At 70.7% G+C, this 17238-nt stretch carries 11 protein-coding genes; 5 read left to right on the top strand and 6 right to left on the bottom strand.

The window, feature by feature from the left end:
* The first annotated feature begins 48 nt into the window (after positions 1-48).
* Positions 49-1446, top strand: a complete 1398-nt coding sequence (locus M1203_RS16610; RefSeq protein ID WP_249950468.1) for a CAP domain-containing protein — start codon at positions 49-51, stop codon at positions 1444-1446.
* Positions 1447-1491: 45 nt separating this feature from the next.
* Here the strand turns inward: M1203_RS16610 and M1203_RS16605 are convergent, their stop codons facing one another.
* On the bottom strand, positions 1492-2139 hold the full coding sequence (locus tag M1203_RS16605) for a DUF4232 domain-containing protein (RefSeq protein WP_249950467.1): 648 nt from the start codon (positions 2137-2139) through the stop codon (positions 1492-1494).
* A 299-nt stretch (positions 2140-2438) separates the two neighbouring features.
* On the opposite strand from M1203_RS16605, the gene M1203_RS16600 reads away from it, so the two are divergent.
* Complete coding sequence (locus M1203_RS16600; RefSeq protein ID WP_249950466.1) at positions 2439-3743, top strand: PP2C family protein-serine/threonine phosphatase; 1305 nt, start codon at positions 2439-2441, stop codon at positions 3741-3743.
* On the opposite strand, the gene M1203_RS16595 is transcribed toward M1203_RS16600, so the two are convergent.
* The 4 genes from M1203_RS16595 to M1203_RS16580 all read right to left on the bottom strand — a co-directional run bounded on the left by M1203_RS16595 (position 3655) and on the right by M1203_RS16580 (position 12414).
* Complete coding sequence (locus tag M1203_RS16595) at positions 3655-5016, bottom strand: glycosyltransferase 87 family protein (protein WP_249950465.1); 1362 nt, start codon at positions 5014-5016, stop codon at positions 3655-3657. The genes M1203_RS16600 and M1203_RS16595 overlap by 89 nt on opposite strands.
* Complete coding sequence (mptB, locus tag M1203_RS16590) at positions 5013-6419, bottom strand: polyprenol phosphomannose-dependent alpha 1,6 mannosyltransferase MptB (protein ID WP_374403134.1); 1407 nt, start codon at positions 6417-6419, stop codon at positions 5013-5015. Before mptB ends, M1203_RS16595 begins: the two co-directional genes overlap by 4 nt.
* Positions 6420-6760: 341 nt before the next feature.
* Positions 6761-9493 carry a ThuA domain-containing protein gene (locus M1203_RS16585; protein WP_249950464.1) on the bottom strand — a complete coding sequence of 911 codons (2733 nt, stop codon included), beginning with the start codon at positions 9491-9493 and terminating at the stop codon, positions 6761-6763.
* A gap of 20 nt (positions 9494-9513) precedes the next feature.
* Positions 9514-12414: a carbohydrate-binding protein gene (locus M1203_RS16580; protein WP_249950463.1), complete on the bottom strand. Its 2901-nt coding sequence runs from the start codon at positions 12412-12414 to the stop codon at positions 9514-9516.
* A 392-nt stretch (positions 12415-12806) separates the two neighbouring features.
* Here M1203_RS16580 and M1203_RS16575 point away from each other — a divergent pair, with 392 nt between their 5' ends.
* Both M1203_RS16575 and M1203_RS16570 read left to right on the top strand, forming a co-directional pair.
* Positions 12807-13952, top strand: coding sequence for an inorganic phosphate transporter (locus M1203_RS16575; protein WP_249950462.1), 1146 nt, complete (start codon positions 12807-12809; stop codon positions 13950-13952).
* 14 nt (positions 13953-13966) lie between these two features.
* Positions 13967-14218, top strand: a complete 252-nt coding sequence (locus M1203_RS16570) for a hypothetical protein (protein WP_249950461.1) — start codon at positions 13967-13969, stop codon at positions 14216-14218.
* Here the strand turns inward: M1203_RS16570 and M1203_RS16565 are convergent.
* Entirely contained in the window at positions 14212-15792 is a 1581-nt protein-coding gene (locus M1203_RS16565; protein ID WP_249950460.1) for a substrate-binding domain-containing protein, read from the bottom strand. The two genes, M1203_RS16570 and M1203_RS16565, sit on opposite strands and share 7 nt — an antisense overlap.
* Before the next feature lie 318 nt (positions 15793-16110).
* Here M1203_RS16565 and M1203_RS16560 point away from each other — a divergent pair, with 318 nt between their 5' ends.
* Positions 16111-17199, top strand: coding sequence for a hydrogenase expression protein HypE (locus M1203_RS16560; protein ID WP_249950459.1), 1089 nt, complete (start codon positions 16111-16113; stop codon positions 17197-17199).
* Positions 17200-17238 lie beyond the last annotated feature (39 nt).

Raw genomic sequence — 17238 nt, 5'->3', positions numbered from 1 at the left:
CCGGGCCGATGCGCCCCGACCCGATCCCGAGCCGGACGGACGGTACTGATGAACGAGCTGGTCCCCGGCGGAAACATGCCCTTGCCGGACACGGAGCTGTGGTTCCGGGTCGCGGGCCCCTTCGATCTCTCCGTACTGATCACCGGTGACGGCGGGAAGGTCGCCGGTGACGGCGACTTCGTCTTCTACAACCAGCCGTCGGCCCCCGGTGCCCGGCTGCGCGCCGACGGCATCGGGGTGGATCCCCGGCGGCTGCGGGCGGGCGCGAGCCGGGTCACCGTGGTGGTCAGCCCCGCCGAGCCCGGCACCCCCCTCGGCCGGCTGCCCGTCCCCGTACTGACGGTCGCCGGAGCGGGCGCACGCGTCCTGGCCCGGTTCACCCCCGCGCGCCCGACCCATGAGACGGTGCTGCTGCTGGCGGAGATCTACCGGCGCGGCGCCACCTGGAAGCTGCGCGCCCTCGGTCAGGGGTACGCGGACGGACTGGCCGGAATCGCCCGTGATTTCGGCGTCGAGGTCGCGGAGGAGGCGACCGGTTCCGTATCGCCGTCACCCGGCCAGGGGGCGCCATCGCCCGTTCCCGCACCGCCCGTTCACGCGTCTGCCTTTCCCGCGTCTGCCGGTCCCCCGCCGGCCGTCGCGGTGCCGGCTGTTCCGGCGAGCGGTATGGAGGCGGAGTTCGTCGGGCTCGTCCGGGCCGCCCGGCTCGGGGCGGGTCTCGCGCCCGTGACCCTGGACGGGCGGCTCTCGGCCGCCGCGCGGGCCCACGCGGCGGTGATGGCCGGACAGCGGCGGCTGAGCGTGGAGGACCCCGGCGGTCTCTCGGTCTTCCAGCGGATCACCGCGGGCGGCTACCGCTATCTCCGTATCGACCAGCAACTGGTCTCCGGTCCGCGTACCGCCGCCGAGTTCATCGACTACTGCCTGACCGACGGGGCGACCCGGCGGCCGCTCCACGACCCGGCGCTGACGGACGCGGGCATCGCCCATCACCACGACTCCCGCTCCGGGGACGTCTATTGGACGGCGCTGTGGGCGGCACCGTTCACCGCGGCGGGTCTGCTGCGGACGGCCGCGGAGGTCCTTTCCCTCACCAACGCCGAGCGGACCCGCGCCGGGCTCCGTCCGCTGGCCGACGACAGAGAACTGGCGGCGGCCGCGCAGGCGTACAGCGCGGACATGGCCGCGCGCGCGTTCTACTCGCACACCTCACCGGAAGGGCTCGCGCCCTGGGACCGCGCCGCCGCCGCGGGGGCCGCGCACCGGGGCATCGGTGAGAACATCGCCTGCGGCCAGCGCGATCCGCGCGAGGTGGTCCAGGGCTGGATGGACAGCCCTGGGCACCGGGCCAATATCCTCAAGCCCGACTTCACCCACCTGGGAGTCGGCTTCGCGGGCGGCGGACCGGCCGGGACCTACTGGACGCAGCTCTTCGGCCAGGTCTGAGGGCCATGGCCGCTCGGGCGGCTCCGTCGACCGGGCCCGGGCCGCTCAGCCGGAGCGCACCGCCGTCACGGTGAAGGTGTCGCCGCAGACGACCGGCTTCGAAGTCCGCAGCGTCATGGCGTCCTTGGAGCCGGGCGGATAGATCCTGAGGAGGCTGGGCGCGGCCCAGCAGGAGGAACCCTTGATGCCCCTGTTCAGCGTGTGCAGGGTGACATCCGCGGTACCTCCGGGAGCGAGCGTCACGGCGGGCAGCTGCTCGCCCTCGCGGGTGGCCGGCTTGCCGATGATCGCGCCGTCACCCGCGAGCAGCGAGACGCCGGGGAAGCCCCGCAGCGCGCACGGGCCCGCGCCCTTGTTGACGAGCCGCAGGTCGTAGCGGATGTTGCCGGCGCCCACGTCCGGCGCGCTCAGGCTCAGCCCCAGCTGATCCGCCGTACACCGCGACGACGCGGCGGCCGCCTGCCCCGTGACGCTCTGTCCCGCCGGGGGCGCCGACTGGACCGGGGCCTTGGACGAGGGCGGCGCGCTGGACACACTCGGGGCCCCGTCCCCGCCGCTCTCCACGGGGGCGGAGGCGGACGGGGCCGAGGAGGCGCGTCCGCCGGAGCCCTCGGGCGCCGACGCCGGGGATCCGCCGCCACCGCCGCCGCACGCCGCGGTCGCGAAGGCCAGCAGCCCTATGGATGCCGCCATGGCGCCCCTCCGCCATGCCCGTCCGGCCCGCACCGGTCGTGACCTGGCCGTTTCCCGCTCAGCGATCTTGTCCTCGTCGCGGCCCCGCTCCTGGGATGACGTCCTGAAGGTCCGGAAGTGATCGGACACTCTGCTCACCTGCCCATCGCGTCGCACGGATGCCCCTCGGGCCCGTCGTACGTATACCCGCAAAAGCGGGGAGCGCTCTCGTCCGCGGCCGGCGCACGGGATCCGCGCCCTGTCCGGCCGGGCGGAACCGCGGCGGCGGTGTGAGACTTCAGAGGAGGAGGTGATCGGTGATGGCGACCGGATCCCCCGCCCCCGGCGACGATCCCGCACTCGCGGCCGCGCCCCCTCCCGCGCACCCGCCCGCTCGCGCTCCGGCGCACGCGCCCACGTCCGCTCCCGTTCCCACGCCCGGCGACATACCCGGCGGCGCGGAGCGACTGCTCGAAACGCTGCTCGCCGAGGTCCACACCGTGACGCCGATGGATCTGCCCGCCCTGGTCGACCGGTGCGCGCCGCTGCTCGGCGTGGAGAACATCGTCATCTATCTCGTCGACCTCCAGCAGCGGCATCTGACCCCGCTGACGCATGGACCGCCCACCATCGCGCTGGACACCTCGACCCCGGGGTGGGCCTATCGCACGATCGAGCTCCGTGTCGAGGAGAGCCCCGAGGGAGGGCTCATGGCCTGGCTGCCGCTGGTCGACGGAGCGGAGCGGCTCGGCATCCTCGGTATCCGGACGATGGCGCTCGACCCCACCCGGCTGCGCCGCTGCCGCATGCTCGCGTCCGTGCTCGCGATGGCGATCACCTCGAAGCGCGCCTACAGCGACACCATCGCGCGGCAGTCACGCACCGAGCCCATGGATCTGCCCGCGGAGATGCTGCGCGCGCTGCTGCCACCGCGGACCATCGGCAACGACCACGCCGTGTCGACCGCGGTGCTGGAGCCCGCGTACCACATCGGCGGTGACGCCTTCGATCACTCGCTGACCACGTCGACCCTGCACGCCGCGATCTTCGACGCCATGGGCCACAATCTGGCCTCCGGGCTGACGACCACCGTGGCGGTGGCGGGCTGCCGCAACGCCCGCCGCGCGGGAGCCGAACTGCCCGAGCTCGTCGACACCATCGACCAGGCGCTGGGCCAGTGGCTGCCCGACCAGTACTGCACCGGTGTCATCACGCAGCTGGACCTGGCCGACGGGGTCCTCCACTGGTGCAACTGCGGCCATCCGCCGCCGCTGCTCATCCGGGGGCAGCGGGTGCTCGACGCGGCGATGGAGCGGCCCGAACAGCCTCCGATGGGGCTGCCCGCGCAGTTCTCCACGGCTCCGCGCGCGGCCTACGAAACGCTGCTCGAACCCGGCGACCGGGTGCTGCTGTACACGGACGGGGTGACGGAGGCGAGGATCGAGGGCGGAGGCCGGCTCGGGCTCCGCCGCTTCACCGACTCCATCATCCGGGGGGCGGCGGCCGGTGAGCGGGCCCCCGAGACGCTGCGCCGGATCATCCACTCGATCCTGGATCACCAGAAGGATCAACTGCGCGACGACGCCACACTCCTGCTGATCGAGTGGCGGCCACCCCGTCGGTGACGACTGCGGTCGGAGCCCCCCGCAGCCGCACGGTGCCCGGCGCGGCCGCCGAGCGCGCGCTCCTCTCCGGGCTCGCGACCACGAACAGCAGGCCGAGGGTGATCCAGACATAGATGTTCGCGCCGAGGAACGCGTCCAGGCCGGTCGAGTCCCAGCGCCACAGCCAGACGACGCTGCTGCACAGGACGACATACAGCGCGGCGCACATCGCGAGTGGCCGCCTGCGCTCGCCCGGGTTCCTGCTCAGCGCGGAGTCCGTCAGTACGAGCAGGGCCGGCACCAGCCAGACCAGGTGGTGCACCCAGGTGACGGGGGAGACCAGGCAGGCGGCGAGGCCGGTCAGGGCGAATCCGGTCCTGTCGTCGCCGTCGCGCACCGCCGCGCGGGAGCGGTACGCCCAGACGGCGAGGACGGCCAGGACGCACACCAGCCACACCAGCCGGCTCGGATGCTCCGGCTGGAGCCGGGCCAGGACACCTTGCAGCGACTGGTTGGAGACATAGCTGAGCGAGCCGACCCGGTCGGTGTCCCACAGGGCGCCGGTCCAGAAGGCCCGGGAGGCGCCGGGGTCGACCAGGGCGGCGAGCAGGGTGGCCGCGCCGGCCGTACCCGTCGCCACCGCGGCCTGCCGTCGGCGGCCGGTGACCAGCAGATAGCCGATGAACAGCGCGGGCGTGAGCTTGATCGCGGTGGCCAGCCCGATACCGATGCCCGCGTACCGGCCGCGCCCGGTGGCGAGCAGCCGCGCGTCGGCGAAGACGAGCGCGACGAGCAGCAGATTGACCTGGCCGAAGCTGAAGGTGTCGCGGACCGGCTCGAAGAGGGCGAACAGACACCCGGCCACGACGAACACGAACCACGGTCGCCGCTCCCGTCGCACCGGCTCTCCGTCACGGCCCGGTGCCACGCGTCGCCCGGCCAGGCGCCGCACGGCAGGACCGGCCAGCCAGCGCAGCAGCAGCACCGAGGCCAGGACGCTCAGTACGGTGCTGATGGCGATGGCCACATGCCAGGAGACCAGAGCCATCGGCAGCATGACGACGGCGGCGAAGGGCGGATAGGTGAAGCCGTAGTGCGTACCGGGCCGGAGGTAGTCGTAGATCCGGCCGTCGTGGTGGATCCAGTCGTTGACCGTGCCGTAGTAGACGCCGACGTCGAAGAAGCCGCGGTGCAGGGGAACGGTGGCCAGGAAGACGGCGGTGGCCAGGACGAGGAGCGCCGCAAGGGCCGGCCGTCCACCGGTGCGGGTCAGGATGGAGCGCGGCCACCTCATGACGCCACCCGCGTCCGGGAGTGGACCGTGCCGGAGTCGGACATCTCGAACATCCAGTACAGCGCGATCAGGGCGAGCGCTCCGCCGCCCACGGCGAGTGTCAGTTGCATGGCGTCCGGTGGGGATCCGCTGGGCAGCAAGGCGAGGGCGAGGACTCCGCTGCCGCCCGCGGCCCAGCGCCGTACCCGTCCGTCGGGCGCGGCGGCGGCGATCAGGAACAGCCCCCACAGCGCGTACCACGGCCGGAAGGCCGGGCCGAGCGCGAAGACCGCGAGCAGGCTCAGCGCCAGCGCGTAGACGGGCCCCAAGGGCACCCGGCGCAGCCAGAGGACCAGCACGGCCGCGGCGGTGGCCAGCAGACCGAACAATCGCCACGCCGGTACGGCCCGGTCGGCGAGTCCGCTGCCCACGGCGTCCAGCAGCGCACCGCTGAGCCGGCCGAGTGCGCTGGTCAGTGACCAGTTGTCGGGGGATACGGGGGTGGACAGCGTGCTGAGCCAGCCATAGCCGGTGCCGGTCGCGGCCGTCACCACGGCGGTGGTGGCCAGGGCGATGACGCAGGTGAGGGCGGCGGCTCTGACCGTGGGCGCCCGGCCGGTGAGCCGGCCCGACCACAGCGCCGCCACCGCGAGCAGCCCCAGCGCCGCGGGCGCCTTCACCAGCGCGGCGAGCGCGACAAGCACCGCGGCCCTGGCAGGCCAGCCGCCGAGAGCCGCCACGAGTCCGGCGCCGAGCAGGCCCAGCATGAGGGCGTCATTGTGGGCTCCCGCGATGAGGTGCAGCAGTACGAGGGGGTTGAGCGCGCCGAGCCAGAGCGCGGCGGACCGGTCGACGCCGCAGCGGTCTGCGAGCGACGGCAGAAAGACGATCATCAGCGCGACCCCGAGCAGCGCGACCAGCCGCATGCCGAACACCCCGGCGGACATGTCGACATGGGCGAGGTCGGAGGCCCTGGCGGCGATGGCGAGGAAGACCGGGCCGTACGGGGCGGGGGTGTGCTGCCATACGGGCGCGACCTCGGTGGCGAGCGGGCCGCCCAGCTGCGCGGGCCCATGGGTGTACACATCGATCCGCGCGTCGACCATCGCACCCTGTGCGAGATAGCTGTACACGTCCCGGCTGAACAGTGGCGGTCCGATCAGCAGGGGCGCGGCCCAGACCCCGAGTGTCACCAGCAGTTCCCGGGGCGCGGGCGGGCGGGGCCGGCGTACCGCGCGGCCCAGCCACCACCATGCCGCGACCAGCAGGACGAGGCCGAAGTACGCGCAGAGCACACCCAGGGCGGCCCGGCCCGAGGAGGGCAGCAGCGCGTCGCGTACCGGCAGCGCGCCCGCGGTCAGCCCGCCGACGGTGAGCGCGACGGACCCCGCGAGCCCCAGCGTCCGGCATCGGTTCGGGTCCACATCAGCGTTCAGGGNAGAGCACACCCAGGGCGGCCCGGCCCGAGGAGGGCAGCAGCGCGTCGCGTACCGGCAGCGCGCCCGCGGTCAGCCCGCCGACGGTGAGCGCGACGGACCCCGCGAGCCCCAGCGTCCGGCATCGGTTCGGGTCCACATCAGCGTTCAGGGCGAGCATTTGTGGAGGCTCGCAGGAGGGGGTGGCCGGAAGACGACGTGATCACCACGGCCGGGTGGCAGGCGTATAGCCGCTGTCTTAAGCCCGTACGGGCCCCGGCGGGATGCCGGGGCCCGTACGGTGTCCGCCGCGCGGCGGACAGGGGGTGGCGGATCAGCGGGTCAGGGCGTCAGCGCACGCGCCGTGCGTCGAACTGGCCCACCCAGTACTTCGTGCGGTCGAGATAGGCGGTCTCCGCCTCGGCGCCGGTCTTCCCGTACGCGCCGGAGAAGGTCTGGTAGCCGAAACCGGCGGGCGGGTTGGCGGCCGCGGGCTCGATCGAACTGCCCTCGTGCCACTCGTTGAAGGAGGTGACGGAGACCCAGGTGGGCGATCCGCCGATGGCCGGGTCGAGCGCGTTGTTCCACTGCTTGTCGTAGGCCGCGCCGTTGTCCCGGCCGACCGTGGGGGTGGTGTTGCCCGGTACCGCGCGGTCGTCGATATAGCCGGGTGCCACCGAGGGCGCCCAGATCAGACCGTTGGCCTTGGCGTAGTCACCGGCCTGCTTCCAGCCGGGGGCGGTGGCGCCCGCGATGCCGTCGTAGGTGTAGAGCCCCGAGAAGTGCGCGATCTTCGAGGTGTCGGTGGTCTGCGCCAGGACCGTGTTGTTCTGGGTGACCTGGTCGAGTGCGGCCCAGTCCGTGATCTTCAGGCTCTCGAAGATGTAGAAGGCCGGGCGGTTGTTGTGTTCGGCGTCGCGGTAGTAGGCGGGATGGCTCCCGTAGGTGGAGTTGAGATACTGGATGTCGGAGACGACGGAGGCCGCGGTGCGCCCCGTGTACGGCTCGATGTGCCAGGCCACCTTGACACCCTGCTGCTGGGCGGCGTCCAGCACGCCCTTGGCGAGGGTGTCCTCGTAACCGCCCCTCCCCCACCAGCTGTAGACGATGACACCGGCGCCCGACTGCTTGACCCAGCGCATGTGCTGGGCGACGGCCCCGGCGAAGTCACCGGAGTCGTACGCCCCCAGCTTCGGGTAGAGGTCGGCGCCGATGTCCTGCGGCGGGGTGCGGCCGCCCTGCTGCCAGTGGCGGTAGCTGCCGTTCTTCACCGGACTGCCGTACCACGGGTAGTAGAAGAGATGCACATTGGACGACAGGGCGGCGGTCACCGCCTGCTTCTCCAGGGTGAAGGTGTCGATGTCGAAGAGGGAGCCGGCCCCGCCGGTGAAGGTCAGGAAGACCGGTCCGGTCGGGGTACCGGTCAGCGCGGTGGAGACGGTACGGAAGTTCTCCCAGCCGCCGGTGTTCGGTACGGCCAGTGAGCCGAGCACTGGTCCGGTGGCTGATCCGGAGCGGACCTGGATGGTGCCGCCGGCACCGCCCGAGGAGATCTTCGCGGTGAATGTCCTGGTCCCGGTGAGCGATGCCTGTGAGTAGCCGGCCCAGTCGCCGTTCTCGATATAGCCGAGGGTCCTGCCGCCGCTGGCGGAGGCGTGGTCGGCGGGCTGCACCCCAAAGGACGAGGTGTACGACTCGCCCTCGAAGGTCGACGGTGGCGTGCCGGTGCCGCCGAGTTCCTTGATCCGGATGTTACGGAAGGACACATCGTCGCCGGCGCCGTGGTTCTGGATGCCGATGTGGCCCTGCGCCAGGGACCGGGCGGGGTCGGTGTTGGTGAAGTCATTGATCTTCACACCGTTGAGGAAGACCTGGAGCCTTTCCCCCTCCACCCGGATCTCGTAGCCGTTCCACTCCCCCGGCGGGTTGAGCGCGCCGTCCCTGGCGGCGATGTCCGCCGACTTGAAGCCGTAGACAGCGCCCGTGGTTCTGTCGGCGGTGTCGGTGGCGTCGATCTGGATCTCGTACCCCTGGTTCACCGCCGAGTTGGGGTCGTCGGAGGCGGGGAAGCCCACGAAGACACCGGAGTTGTCGTCGCCCTGCATCTTCCAGTCGAGCTTGAGGGAGTAGGCGTTGTACTCCTTCGCGCGGTACCAGAACAGCCCCATGCCGCCCGTCGAGGTGAGGGTGGCGTCGGTGTTGGTGAAGCTGCCGGGACCGGCCTGCGACCAGCCGGTGGTCGAGCCGTTGTAGATCGGGGTGTAGCCGCTCTCCGCCCGGCAGTCGGCCTTCGCGAAGCCCGCCGCGTACCGGATCCCGCCGAGGAGCAGGGAGCGGAAGGCGGGGTCGGCGTAGGACTCGGCGGTGTGGCCGAGACCGGTGTAGAACGACCGGCCGTTGCCCTGGGGGTGGCACCAGGTGATGGGGTGGTCGCCGCCCATCGTCCCGCCGCTGTAGCTGCTTTCGTCGAGACTCTGGAGCACGCGCACATTGGCACGCGGGTTGGTCCGGTAGTCGTACCACTCGTCGGTCCTGGACCAGGTCTGGCCGAGGTGGGCGGTGGCCGCGTGGGCCCGGTCCTCGGTCTTCAGCGTGGCCTGCTGGATCGCCGGGTGGCTCTTGAACCAGGCGCCGACGATCCCCTCGTACTGCGGCCAGCCGTACTCGGTGTCGGCCGCCGCGTGCACGCCGACATAGCCGCCGCCACCGTCGAGGTACGACTGGAGGGCCGACTGCTGGGAGTCGTTGAGCACGTCGCCGGTGGTGCTGAGGAACACCACCGTCTTGAACTGGGCCAGATTGGCCTGGGTGAAGGCGGCGCCGTCCTCGGTGGCCGTGACCGTGAAGTTGTTGGCCGCGCCGATATCACGGATGGCCTGGGTACCGGCCGGAATGGAGTCGTGGCGGAAGCCCGCCGTCTTGGAGAAGACGAGCACCTTGTAGGCGGGGTCGGCGGCCTGCGCGGTGACGGCCGGTGTCAGGAACGCCCCGAGGAGGGCGAGGGTGGCCACGAGGGCCGAGGCGAGAGCCGACGGTATTCGGCGTCGGCCGGCGGACGGTCGGCGTGGGGGTCGATGGAACATCACGGTCCCTTTCCGGCACTTCACTTGGTGAGGGTGAGGGTGTCGATGTCGAACAGGGAGCCCGCGCCGCCGGTGAAGGAGAGGAACAGCGCTCCTGAGGCGGCGGTGCCGGTCAGGGCGGTGGAGACGGTGGTGAAGGTCTCCCAGCCGCCGGTGGGCTGGACGGCGACGGAGCCGAGCAGGGCGCCGGTCGCCGATCCGGAGCGGATCTGGATGGTGCCGCCCGCGCCGCCCGAGGAGACCTTCGCGCTGAAGGTCTTGGTCCCGGCCGTCGGCACGGACGCGTATCCCGCCCAGTCGCCGTTGTCGATATAGCCGAGCGTCTTGCCGCCGCTGGCCGGGGCGTGGTCGGCGATCTGGACGCCCTGGGACGAGGAGTACGACTCCCCCTCCACCGTCTGGCTGGTGGCACCGGTGCCGGTGGCGAAGGTGAAGGCGTCCACGTCGAAGAGGTTGCCCTGTCCCGTGGGTCCCTTGAAGACGAGGAACAACTCCGTTGACCCTGCGGGTGCGTTGGCCAGATTGGCGGAAACGTCGGTGAAGGTCTCCCAGCCGCCGGTATTCGGTACGGTCACCGTGCCGAGCAGCGTGCCGGTGGCCGATCCGGTACGTACCTCGATGGTGCCGCCGGGGCCGGCGGAGGAGACCCGGGCCGTGATCCTGTTGGCGTTCCCCACCGCGTAGGGCTTGAAGGAGATCCAGTCGCCGTTGTCGGTGAAGCCGACGGTGTTGCCGCCCTCGGCGGGGCCGTGCGCGGCCACCTGGATGCCGGACTGGGCCGAGAAATGCTCGGCCTGCCGGTGGCGCGGCTGGAGGATACGGATGCTGTGTGTGGTCAGTCCGGCCGTGTCCGTGTACTCGGCGTCGAAGACACCGTAGAGATTGGCGGCGCTGTCGTGCTCACCGTCGGTCGGCACCGCGATCGTGCCGGTGCAGCCGTTCTTCGAGGTGATCGCGTGACGGTGCTCGTCATGGCCCAGGAGATAGGTGACCTTGACCTTGGCGCAGTCGATGGCGCCGTCCTCGGGGTCGGTGACGGTGACGTTGAAGGGCACGGTGTCACCGAAGGAGAACAGCTCGCCGTCCTTGGGGGCGGTGAGATTGACGGTCGGCGCCGTGTTGCCCGCCGTCACCACCAGGCTCGCCGAGCCGGTGAGCCCCTCCGGGTCCTTGACCGTCAGCGTCGGCCGGAAGGTCCCCTTGGTGGTGTACGTGTGGGAGGGGTTGGCCTGGGTGGAGGTGGCGCCGTCGCCGAAGTCCCAGGCGTAGGTGAGGGCCTTGCCCTCGGGGTCGTTGCTGCCCTGCGAGGAGAACGCGACGGTCAGGGGGGTGGGCCCGGAGGTCTTGTCCGCCGCCGCGACGGCGACCGGATTGCGGTTGCTGCCGCCCAGGTACTCGACGCGGTAGAGGGCCTGGTTGCCGGCGCCGGTGCCGTAGTCGAGCACATACAGCGCGCCGTCCGGGCCGAATGCCTGGTCCATGACCTGGGTGCCGGTCCAGGGGAAGGCCTCGATGACGCCGGGGGAGCCGTCGGCCTTCACCTCGATGGCCTTGATCCACTTGCGGCCGTACTCACCGGCGAAGAAGCGGCCGTCGAGGGACTGCGGGAACTTCACACTGGAGTTCAGATTCGGGTCGTAGCGGTAGACCGGTCCGCCCATGGGCGATTCGGAGCCGCCGCCGAACTCGGGCGGGGAGCCGGCGTCGCCGCCGTATCTGATCCAGCTCGGCTTGGCCGGGGGCAGCGTGGTCTGGCCCGTGTTGCGGAAGGAGTTGTTGGTCGGGCCACCGGCGCAGTTGTACTTCGCCCCGGTGGGACCGCTCGGGAAGGTGTACTCACCGTAGGTCTCGGCGGCGGTGTTCGTGCCGGTGCAGTACGGCCAGCCGTAGTTGCCGGGTGCGGTGATGCGGTTGAACTCGACCTGACCGGCGGGTCCGCGCCCGCCCCCGTCGGTGCCCCCGGCGTCGGGTCCGTAGTCGCCGAGGTAGACGATGCCGGTGGCCTTGTCGACCGACATCCGGAAGGGGTTGCGGAAGCCCATCGCGTAGATCTCGGGACGGGTCTGCGCCGTACCGGGGGCGAAGAGGTTCCCGGCCGGGATCGTGTAGCCGCCAGCGGCCGTCGGCTTGATCCTGAGGACCTTGCCGCGCAGGTCGTTGGTGTTGCCGGAGGAGCGCTGGGCGTCGAACTGCGGGTTGCGGTCGGTCCGTTCGTCGATCGGTGAGTAGCCGCTCGACTCGAACGGGTTGGTGTCGTCACCGGTGGTCAGATAGAGGTTCCCGGCGGCGTCGAAGTCGATGTCCCCGCCGACGTGGCAGCACTGGCCGCGGTCGTTGGGCACTTCGAGGACGACCTTCTCGCTGGCCATGTCGAGGGTGCCGTCGGTCTTCAGGGTGAACCGGGAGAGATTGAGATGACCCTTCCACGGCTCGAAGGAGGCGGCCGAACCGGTGACCGGGGCGTCGCCCCCAGGGGTGTTCAGCTTGGGTGAGTAGTACAGGTAGAGATAGCGGTTGGAGGCGAAGCCGGGGTCGGCGGCTATGCCCTGGAGCCCTTCCTCGTCATGGGTGTAGACGTCGAGCTTCCCAGCCGTCTTGGTGTTGCCCGCGGCGTCGGTGAAGCGCACTGTGCCGTCGCGGGCGGTATGCACGACCGCGCGGTCCGGCAGTACCGCGAGCGACATGGCCTCACCCAACTCGGCTGGCCCGAGCGCCAGTTGTACCTGCTGGTAGTCGCCGGGCGGGATGGCCGCGGGGGCGGCGGGCGCGGCGGCCGACATGGCGGCGGAGTCGGGGGCGGGGGCGCCGGCGGCGGGGCCGGTGACGGCACCGCCCGCGACGATCAACGCGAGAGCGGTGAGCCATCTCGACCATGTCCGCCTCCGTTTCGGCGGCCCTGACAGTGCTGACGGTCCAGACATGGAGCTTCCTTCCTGACCTGGTGGGGGGCGTGAGCCAGGCATGCGGGCACGCGAAACCACGCTGCCGTCTCACTGGGGGCGAAGCCTGCGTGCGCGGGTGATGTCCCGTCACCCGTGGTGCAGTGAAATCGTTCTGACGGGGTGTTTCGATGCGGCATCAACGGATTGCGAAAACTCGCGAGAGTTTTGCATGCTGGCAACGCCGCCATAATTTGTCAAGGCCGTGTCAAAATTCCGGTCGCGCCCCCCGGAGCCCGTTCGGGCACGCCCCCGGGCGCTCCCGTCGGCCCACGGCGGGAAGTGGCTGATCCACTCATCCTTTGGGAGGAAGCACCTGGTGTCCTCGCTCCCCCCGGCGTCCGGACTCCGGCATCTGCGCTTGTATGCGATGAATGGACCACATCACTTTTCTTGTGACGGTGGTGATCTTGACCGCTCTGGCGTTCGACTTCACCAACGGATTCCATGACACCGCGAACGCGATGGCGACCTCGATCGCCACCGGAGCGCTGCGCCCCAAGGTCGCCGTACTGATCAGCGGTGTACTGAATCTCGCGGGCGCGTTCCTCTCCACCGAAGTCGCCAGAACGATCTCCGGCGGCATCGTGAACGACGCCCTGGTCACGCCGGGTATGGTCTTCGCCGGGCTGATCGGCGCCATTCTGTGGAATCTGACCACCTGGCTGCTCGGACTGCCCTCCAGCTCCTCGCACGCGCTGTTCGGGGGCCTGATCGGCGCCGTGTGGGTGGGCGCGGGACGGGGCGCCGTACATTTCGACGAGGTGATCGAGAAGATCATTCTGCCGGCGCTCGCCTCACCGGTGGTGGCCGGGATCGCCTCGCTCGCGGCCACCTATTTCGCCTACCGGCTGACCGTCCGGGGCCGGGGTGCCTCCGTCGACCGGGGGTTCCGGCTGGGGCAGGTCGTCTCCGCCTCGATGGTCTCGCTGGCCCACGGCACCAATGACGCCCAGAAGACCATGGGCGTCATCACCCTCACCCTGATCTCCGTGGGGGCGCTGGCGCCGGGCGCGGGACCGCCGCTCTGGGTGATCGGCTCGGCCGGGCTGGCCATCGCCCTCGGTACCTATATCGGCGGCTGGCGGATCATCAGGACCATGGGCCGGGGCCTCACCGATATCCGCGCTCCCCAGGGGTTCGCCGCCGAGTCGTCCGCCACGACCGTGATCCTCACCTCCGCCCATCTGGGCTTCGCCCTCTCCACCACCCAGGTCTGCTCCGGCGCGATCCTCGGCGCGGGTCTCGGCCGGCGGCTGGCGGAGGTCCGCTGGGGAATCGCGGGGCGGATGCTCATCGCCTGGTGCATCACCCTGCCGGCCGCGGCGGCCGTCGGCGCGCTCGCCGCCGTGATGGTCGTCCACGGCGGAACCATCGGCACCATCGTCATCGCCCTGGCCGCCGCGGCCGTGGCCGTCTTCATCGTGATCGTCTCCCGGCGGCATCCCGTCACCCCGGGCAATGTCAATGAGGAGCGCACCGTGACCGTCCGCTCGGGAGCCGCCAGGGCGAAGGCCTGAAGGGAGCAGACCGCATGGCTCTGAACTGGAACGACCTCGGGGAGGTGGCCCTCGTCAGCATCGGTGCCACCGTGGGGGTCGTGATCGTCTTCTCACTGGGCGTGCGCGCCCTGACGCCGCGGGACGTGAACGGCGTGCGGCCCAGGGACGGAGCCCGGGTCCGTCCGCCGACCGCGGGCGCGAAGGCCGTCGCCGCGCTCTGCTTCCTCGCCTGCGCGGCGGCGGTCGCGTACGGGCTCTATCTCATCGTCCCGCAGTTTCACTGAGCCGCCCCGCCCGAGGGGCCGCCCCCGTCCTCGCCCGGAGGTGCGCCGACGCAGACGCTCTGCCCCTTGGGCGAGGAGCACGGCAGATGGCCATGCGTACGGACCACGTCCTGACCGCTGCCGCGCAGCAGATAGTTGAGGAAGCTGGACACCAGGGAATCGGCGGGCGGATTGCCGTAGGTGTACGCGTACTCGATCTCCCGGAACGGATAGGTGCTGTCGGCGATGGTGTCCACGGAGGCGGACTGTCCGTCCAGACTCAGGGGATGCAGCCCCTTCGGCATGCTCCCGGAGCGCAGTTCGGTGTACCCGATGGCCCCCGGGACGGCGGCCACGGTGGACAGGACCCGGTCCGTCCTGTCCAGTTCGCAGCGGAAGACCCGGGCGCGCCCGTCGTCCTTCCGGCGGCAGTCCGCCGAGGAGTCGGCCTGCTCGAACTCGCCGCCGAGCACGGTGCGCTGGAAGATGTCACGGGTCCCCGAGCCGGACTTCCGGCTCGCGAGGATGATGGGCAGATCGGGACCGCCGAGCTCCGGCGCGTTCCATCGCGTGAGGTCACCGCGGTAGACGCGACGCACCTGATCGGCCGTCAGACCGGGCAGCGTGACGGAGTCGTTGACGACCAGGGTGTACACGGAGACGGCGACCGGGTTCTCCCGCAGCCGGGGAAAGCCGTCGGTCTTGGGCCCGTCGGAGAGCGCGATGAGCGCGGGGGACCCGTCCTTCGCGGCGGCGCCGCGCTCGTTCAGCTCCTGGATGCCCTCGCGGCTGCCGCGCGAGTCGACGCGCACGGTGGAACCGGCGCAGTCCTTCTCGTACTTGTCCGCGAGCTCCTGGGCCACCGGGTTGAAAGCGGTGGAGCCGGTGATGGTCAGCTCACCCGTCGCGCACCCCATCGGCGGCCGGACGTCGTCGCGTACGACGATGATCGAGGCGAGCGTGACCACACAGACGGTCAGCAGGACCATGATCAGCCGGGAGGCCCTGCTGAACACGGGCAGGGCGTCATCGGGCGTCATACCGCGGTTCGGGTAGATCCCGCCGTCCCTGATGCCGCCGGTGACCTGTATCGCGTCGCCCACCTGGCCCCCGGTGAGCAGGACGAGCAGTTTGAAGTACTGGCCGCGGTTGAGCGGCACCCGGGGCAGATAGACGCTGTCGTCGGCGTAGCGCAGCCCGGCGGAAGGGGTGAAGTGGTCGAGCAGATGGTCGGCCCCGCCCGGTGCGGTGACCGCGATGCCCCGGATCGTCCGGGAGGTGAACTCCGCTGTCAGACCGTGGAGTTCACGTCCGGTGTAGTCGGCGTCCGCGATGCTCTGGGAGCCGTCGTTCTCGATGCGCAACAGGACGAGTGTGGCGTCGGAGAGCTGCGGATTGTCCTGGAAGAGGCCGAGCCTGACCCCGGCCCGGCCGGTGCGCTCCGCGCTGCTCACCGGGGTGTCCAGCTGGACCCGGTAGCCGATGCGGGTGCGCCGCGGTACGCGCCGCTCGTACCAGAGCACCCCCAGTGAAGCGACGATACCGAGGACCGCGGTACCGACGGCGATGATGTTTTCCGCGCTGAGCCATTCCATGGCCGTGCGCCCCCCTCGAAAACCCGGACTCGAACAAGCGACCGATGGTGAAATCGTCCGGTCACCGTACGGTCGCCATGGGCTACGGGCCGCCCACTTCGCCGCTCCGTGTGTCCTCGTTCACCAAAGGTTCAGCGGGCCCCGAGGAGGTCGGTCTTCCGGTGGGCGCGTCCGCGGATCGATTCATAGGACCATCCAGCACTTACCCAAAGCCCCCCTGTGCGGTTATCCATGGAGGGAAGCTCGTGGGAGAGGCGCGCCATTCGTGTGCGTACCTCTCCCCGGAAGCCTCACCCCGATTCCCGCGAGGAGGGGATGATGGATACCGCCACACCGGTCTCCGAGGGCAACGCGACTCCCGGCGGAGAGAACGAGACAGAAGACCCGACGGTCCATATCCTCTGGATCAACGCGGGTCTGAGCTGCGACGGGGACTCCGTATCACTCACCGCGGCCAGCCAGCCGAGCATCGAGGAAATCGCCCTCGGCGCCCTTCCGGGGCTGCCCAAAGTGGCCGTGCACTGGCCCCTGATCGATTTCGAGTGCGGCCCCGTGCAGGGCGCCGACAATTTCGTCGAATGGTTCTTCAAGGCGGACCGCGGGGAGATCGAACCCTTCGTGCTCGTCATCGAGGGATCCATTCCGAATGAATCGATCAAGCGGGAAGGCTATTGGTGCGGATTCGGCGACGATCCCGAGACCGGGCAGCCGATCACCACCAGTGAGTGGATCGACCGGCTCGCCCCCAAGGCGCTGGCCGTCGTGGCCATCGGCACCTGCGCGACGTACGGCGGCATCCACGCCATGGAGGGCAACCCCACCGGTGCGATGGGGGTGCCCGACTATCTGGGCTGGGACTGGAAGTCCGGGGCGGGCATCCCGATCGTCTGCATCCCCGGCTGTCCGGTCCACCCGGACAACGCCTCGGAGACACTGCTGTATCTGCTCTATCAGGCCGCCGGATCCGCGCCCATGATCCCGCTCGACGAACAGCTGCGCCCGACCTGGCTGTTCGGCGCGACCGTCCACGAGGGATGCGACCGGGCCGGCTACTACGAGCAGGGCCAGTTCGCGACCGAGTACGGCTCACCGCAGTGTCTGGTGAAACTGGGCTGCTGGGGCCCGGTCGTCAAGTGCAATGTCCCCAAGCGCGGCTGGATCAACGGCGTCGGCGGCTGCCCCAATGTCGGCGGCATCTGTATCGCCTGCACGATGCCCGGCTTCCCGGACAAGTTCATGCCCTTCATGGACGAGCCACCGGGCGGCCATGTGTCGGCGGCGGCCAGCGGGGCCTACGGCAAGGTCATCCGCAAGCTGCGCGGTGTCACGGCCAGGACCGTCGACAAGGAACCGAAGTGGCGGCGCAAGGGCGACAAGGTCCTGACCGGCTACCAGCCCCCGTGGTGAACCGCTCCGCGTGGTGATCCGGCCCCACGCTCCCATCCC

The organism is Streptomyces sp. 35G-GA-8 (assembly GCF_023534745.1).
Taxonomy (GTDB): domain Bacteria; phylum Actinomycetota; class Actinomycetes; order Streptomycetales; family Streptomycetaceae; genus Streptomyces.
Note: the sequence above shows the minus strand (reverse complement) of the source record. Positions and strands in the feature narration are given on the sequence as shown.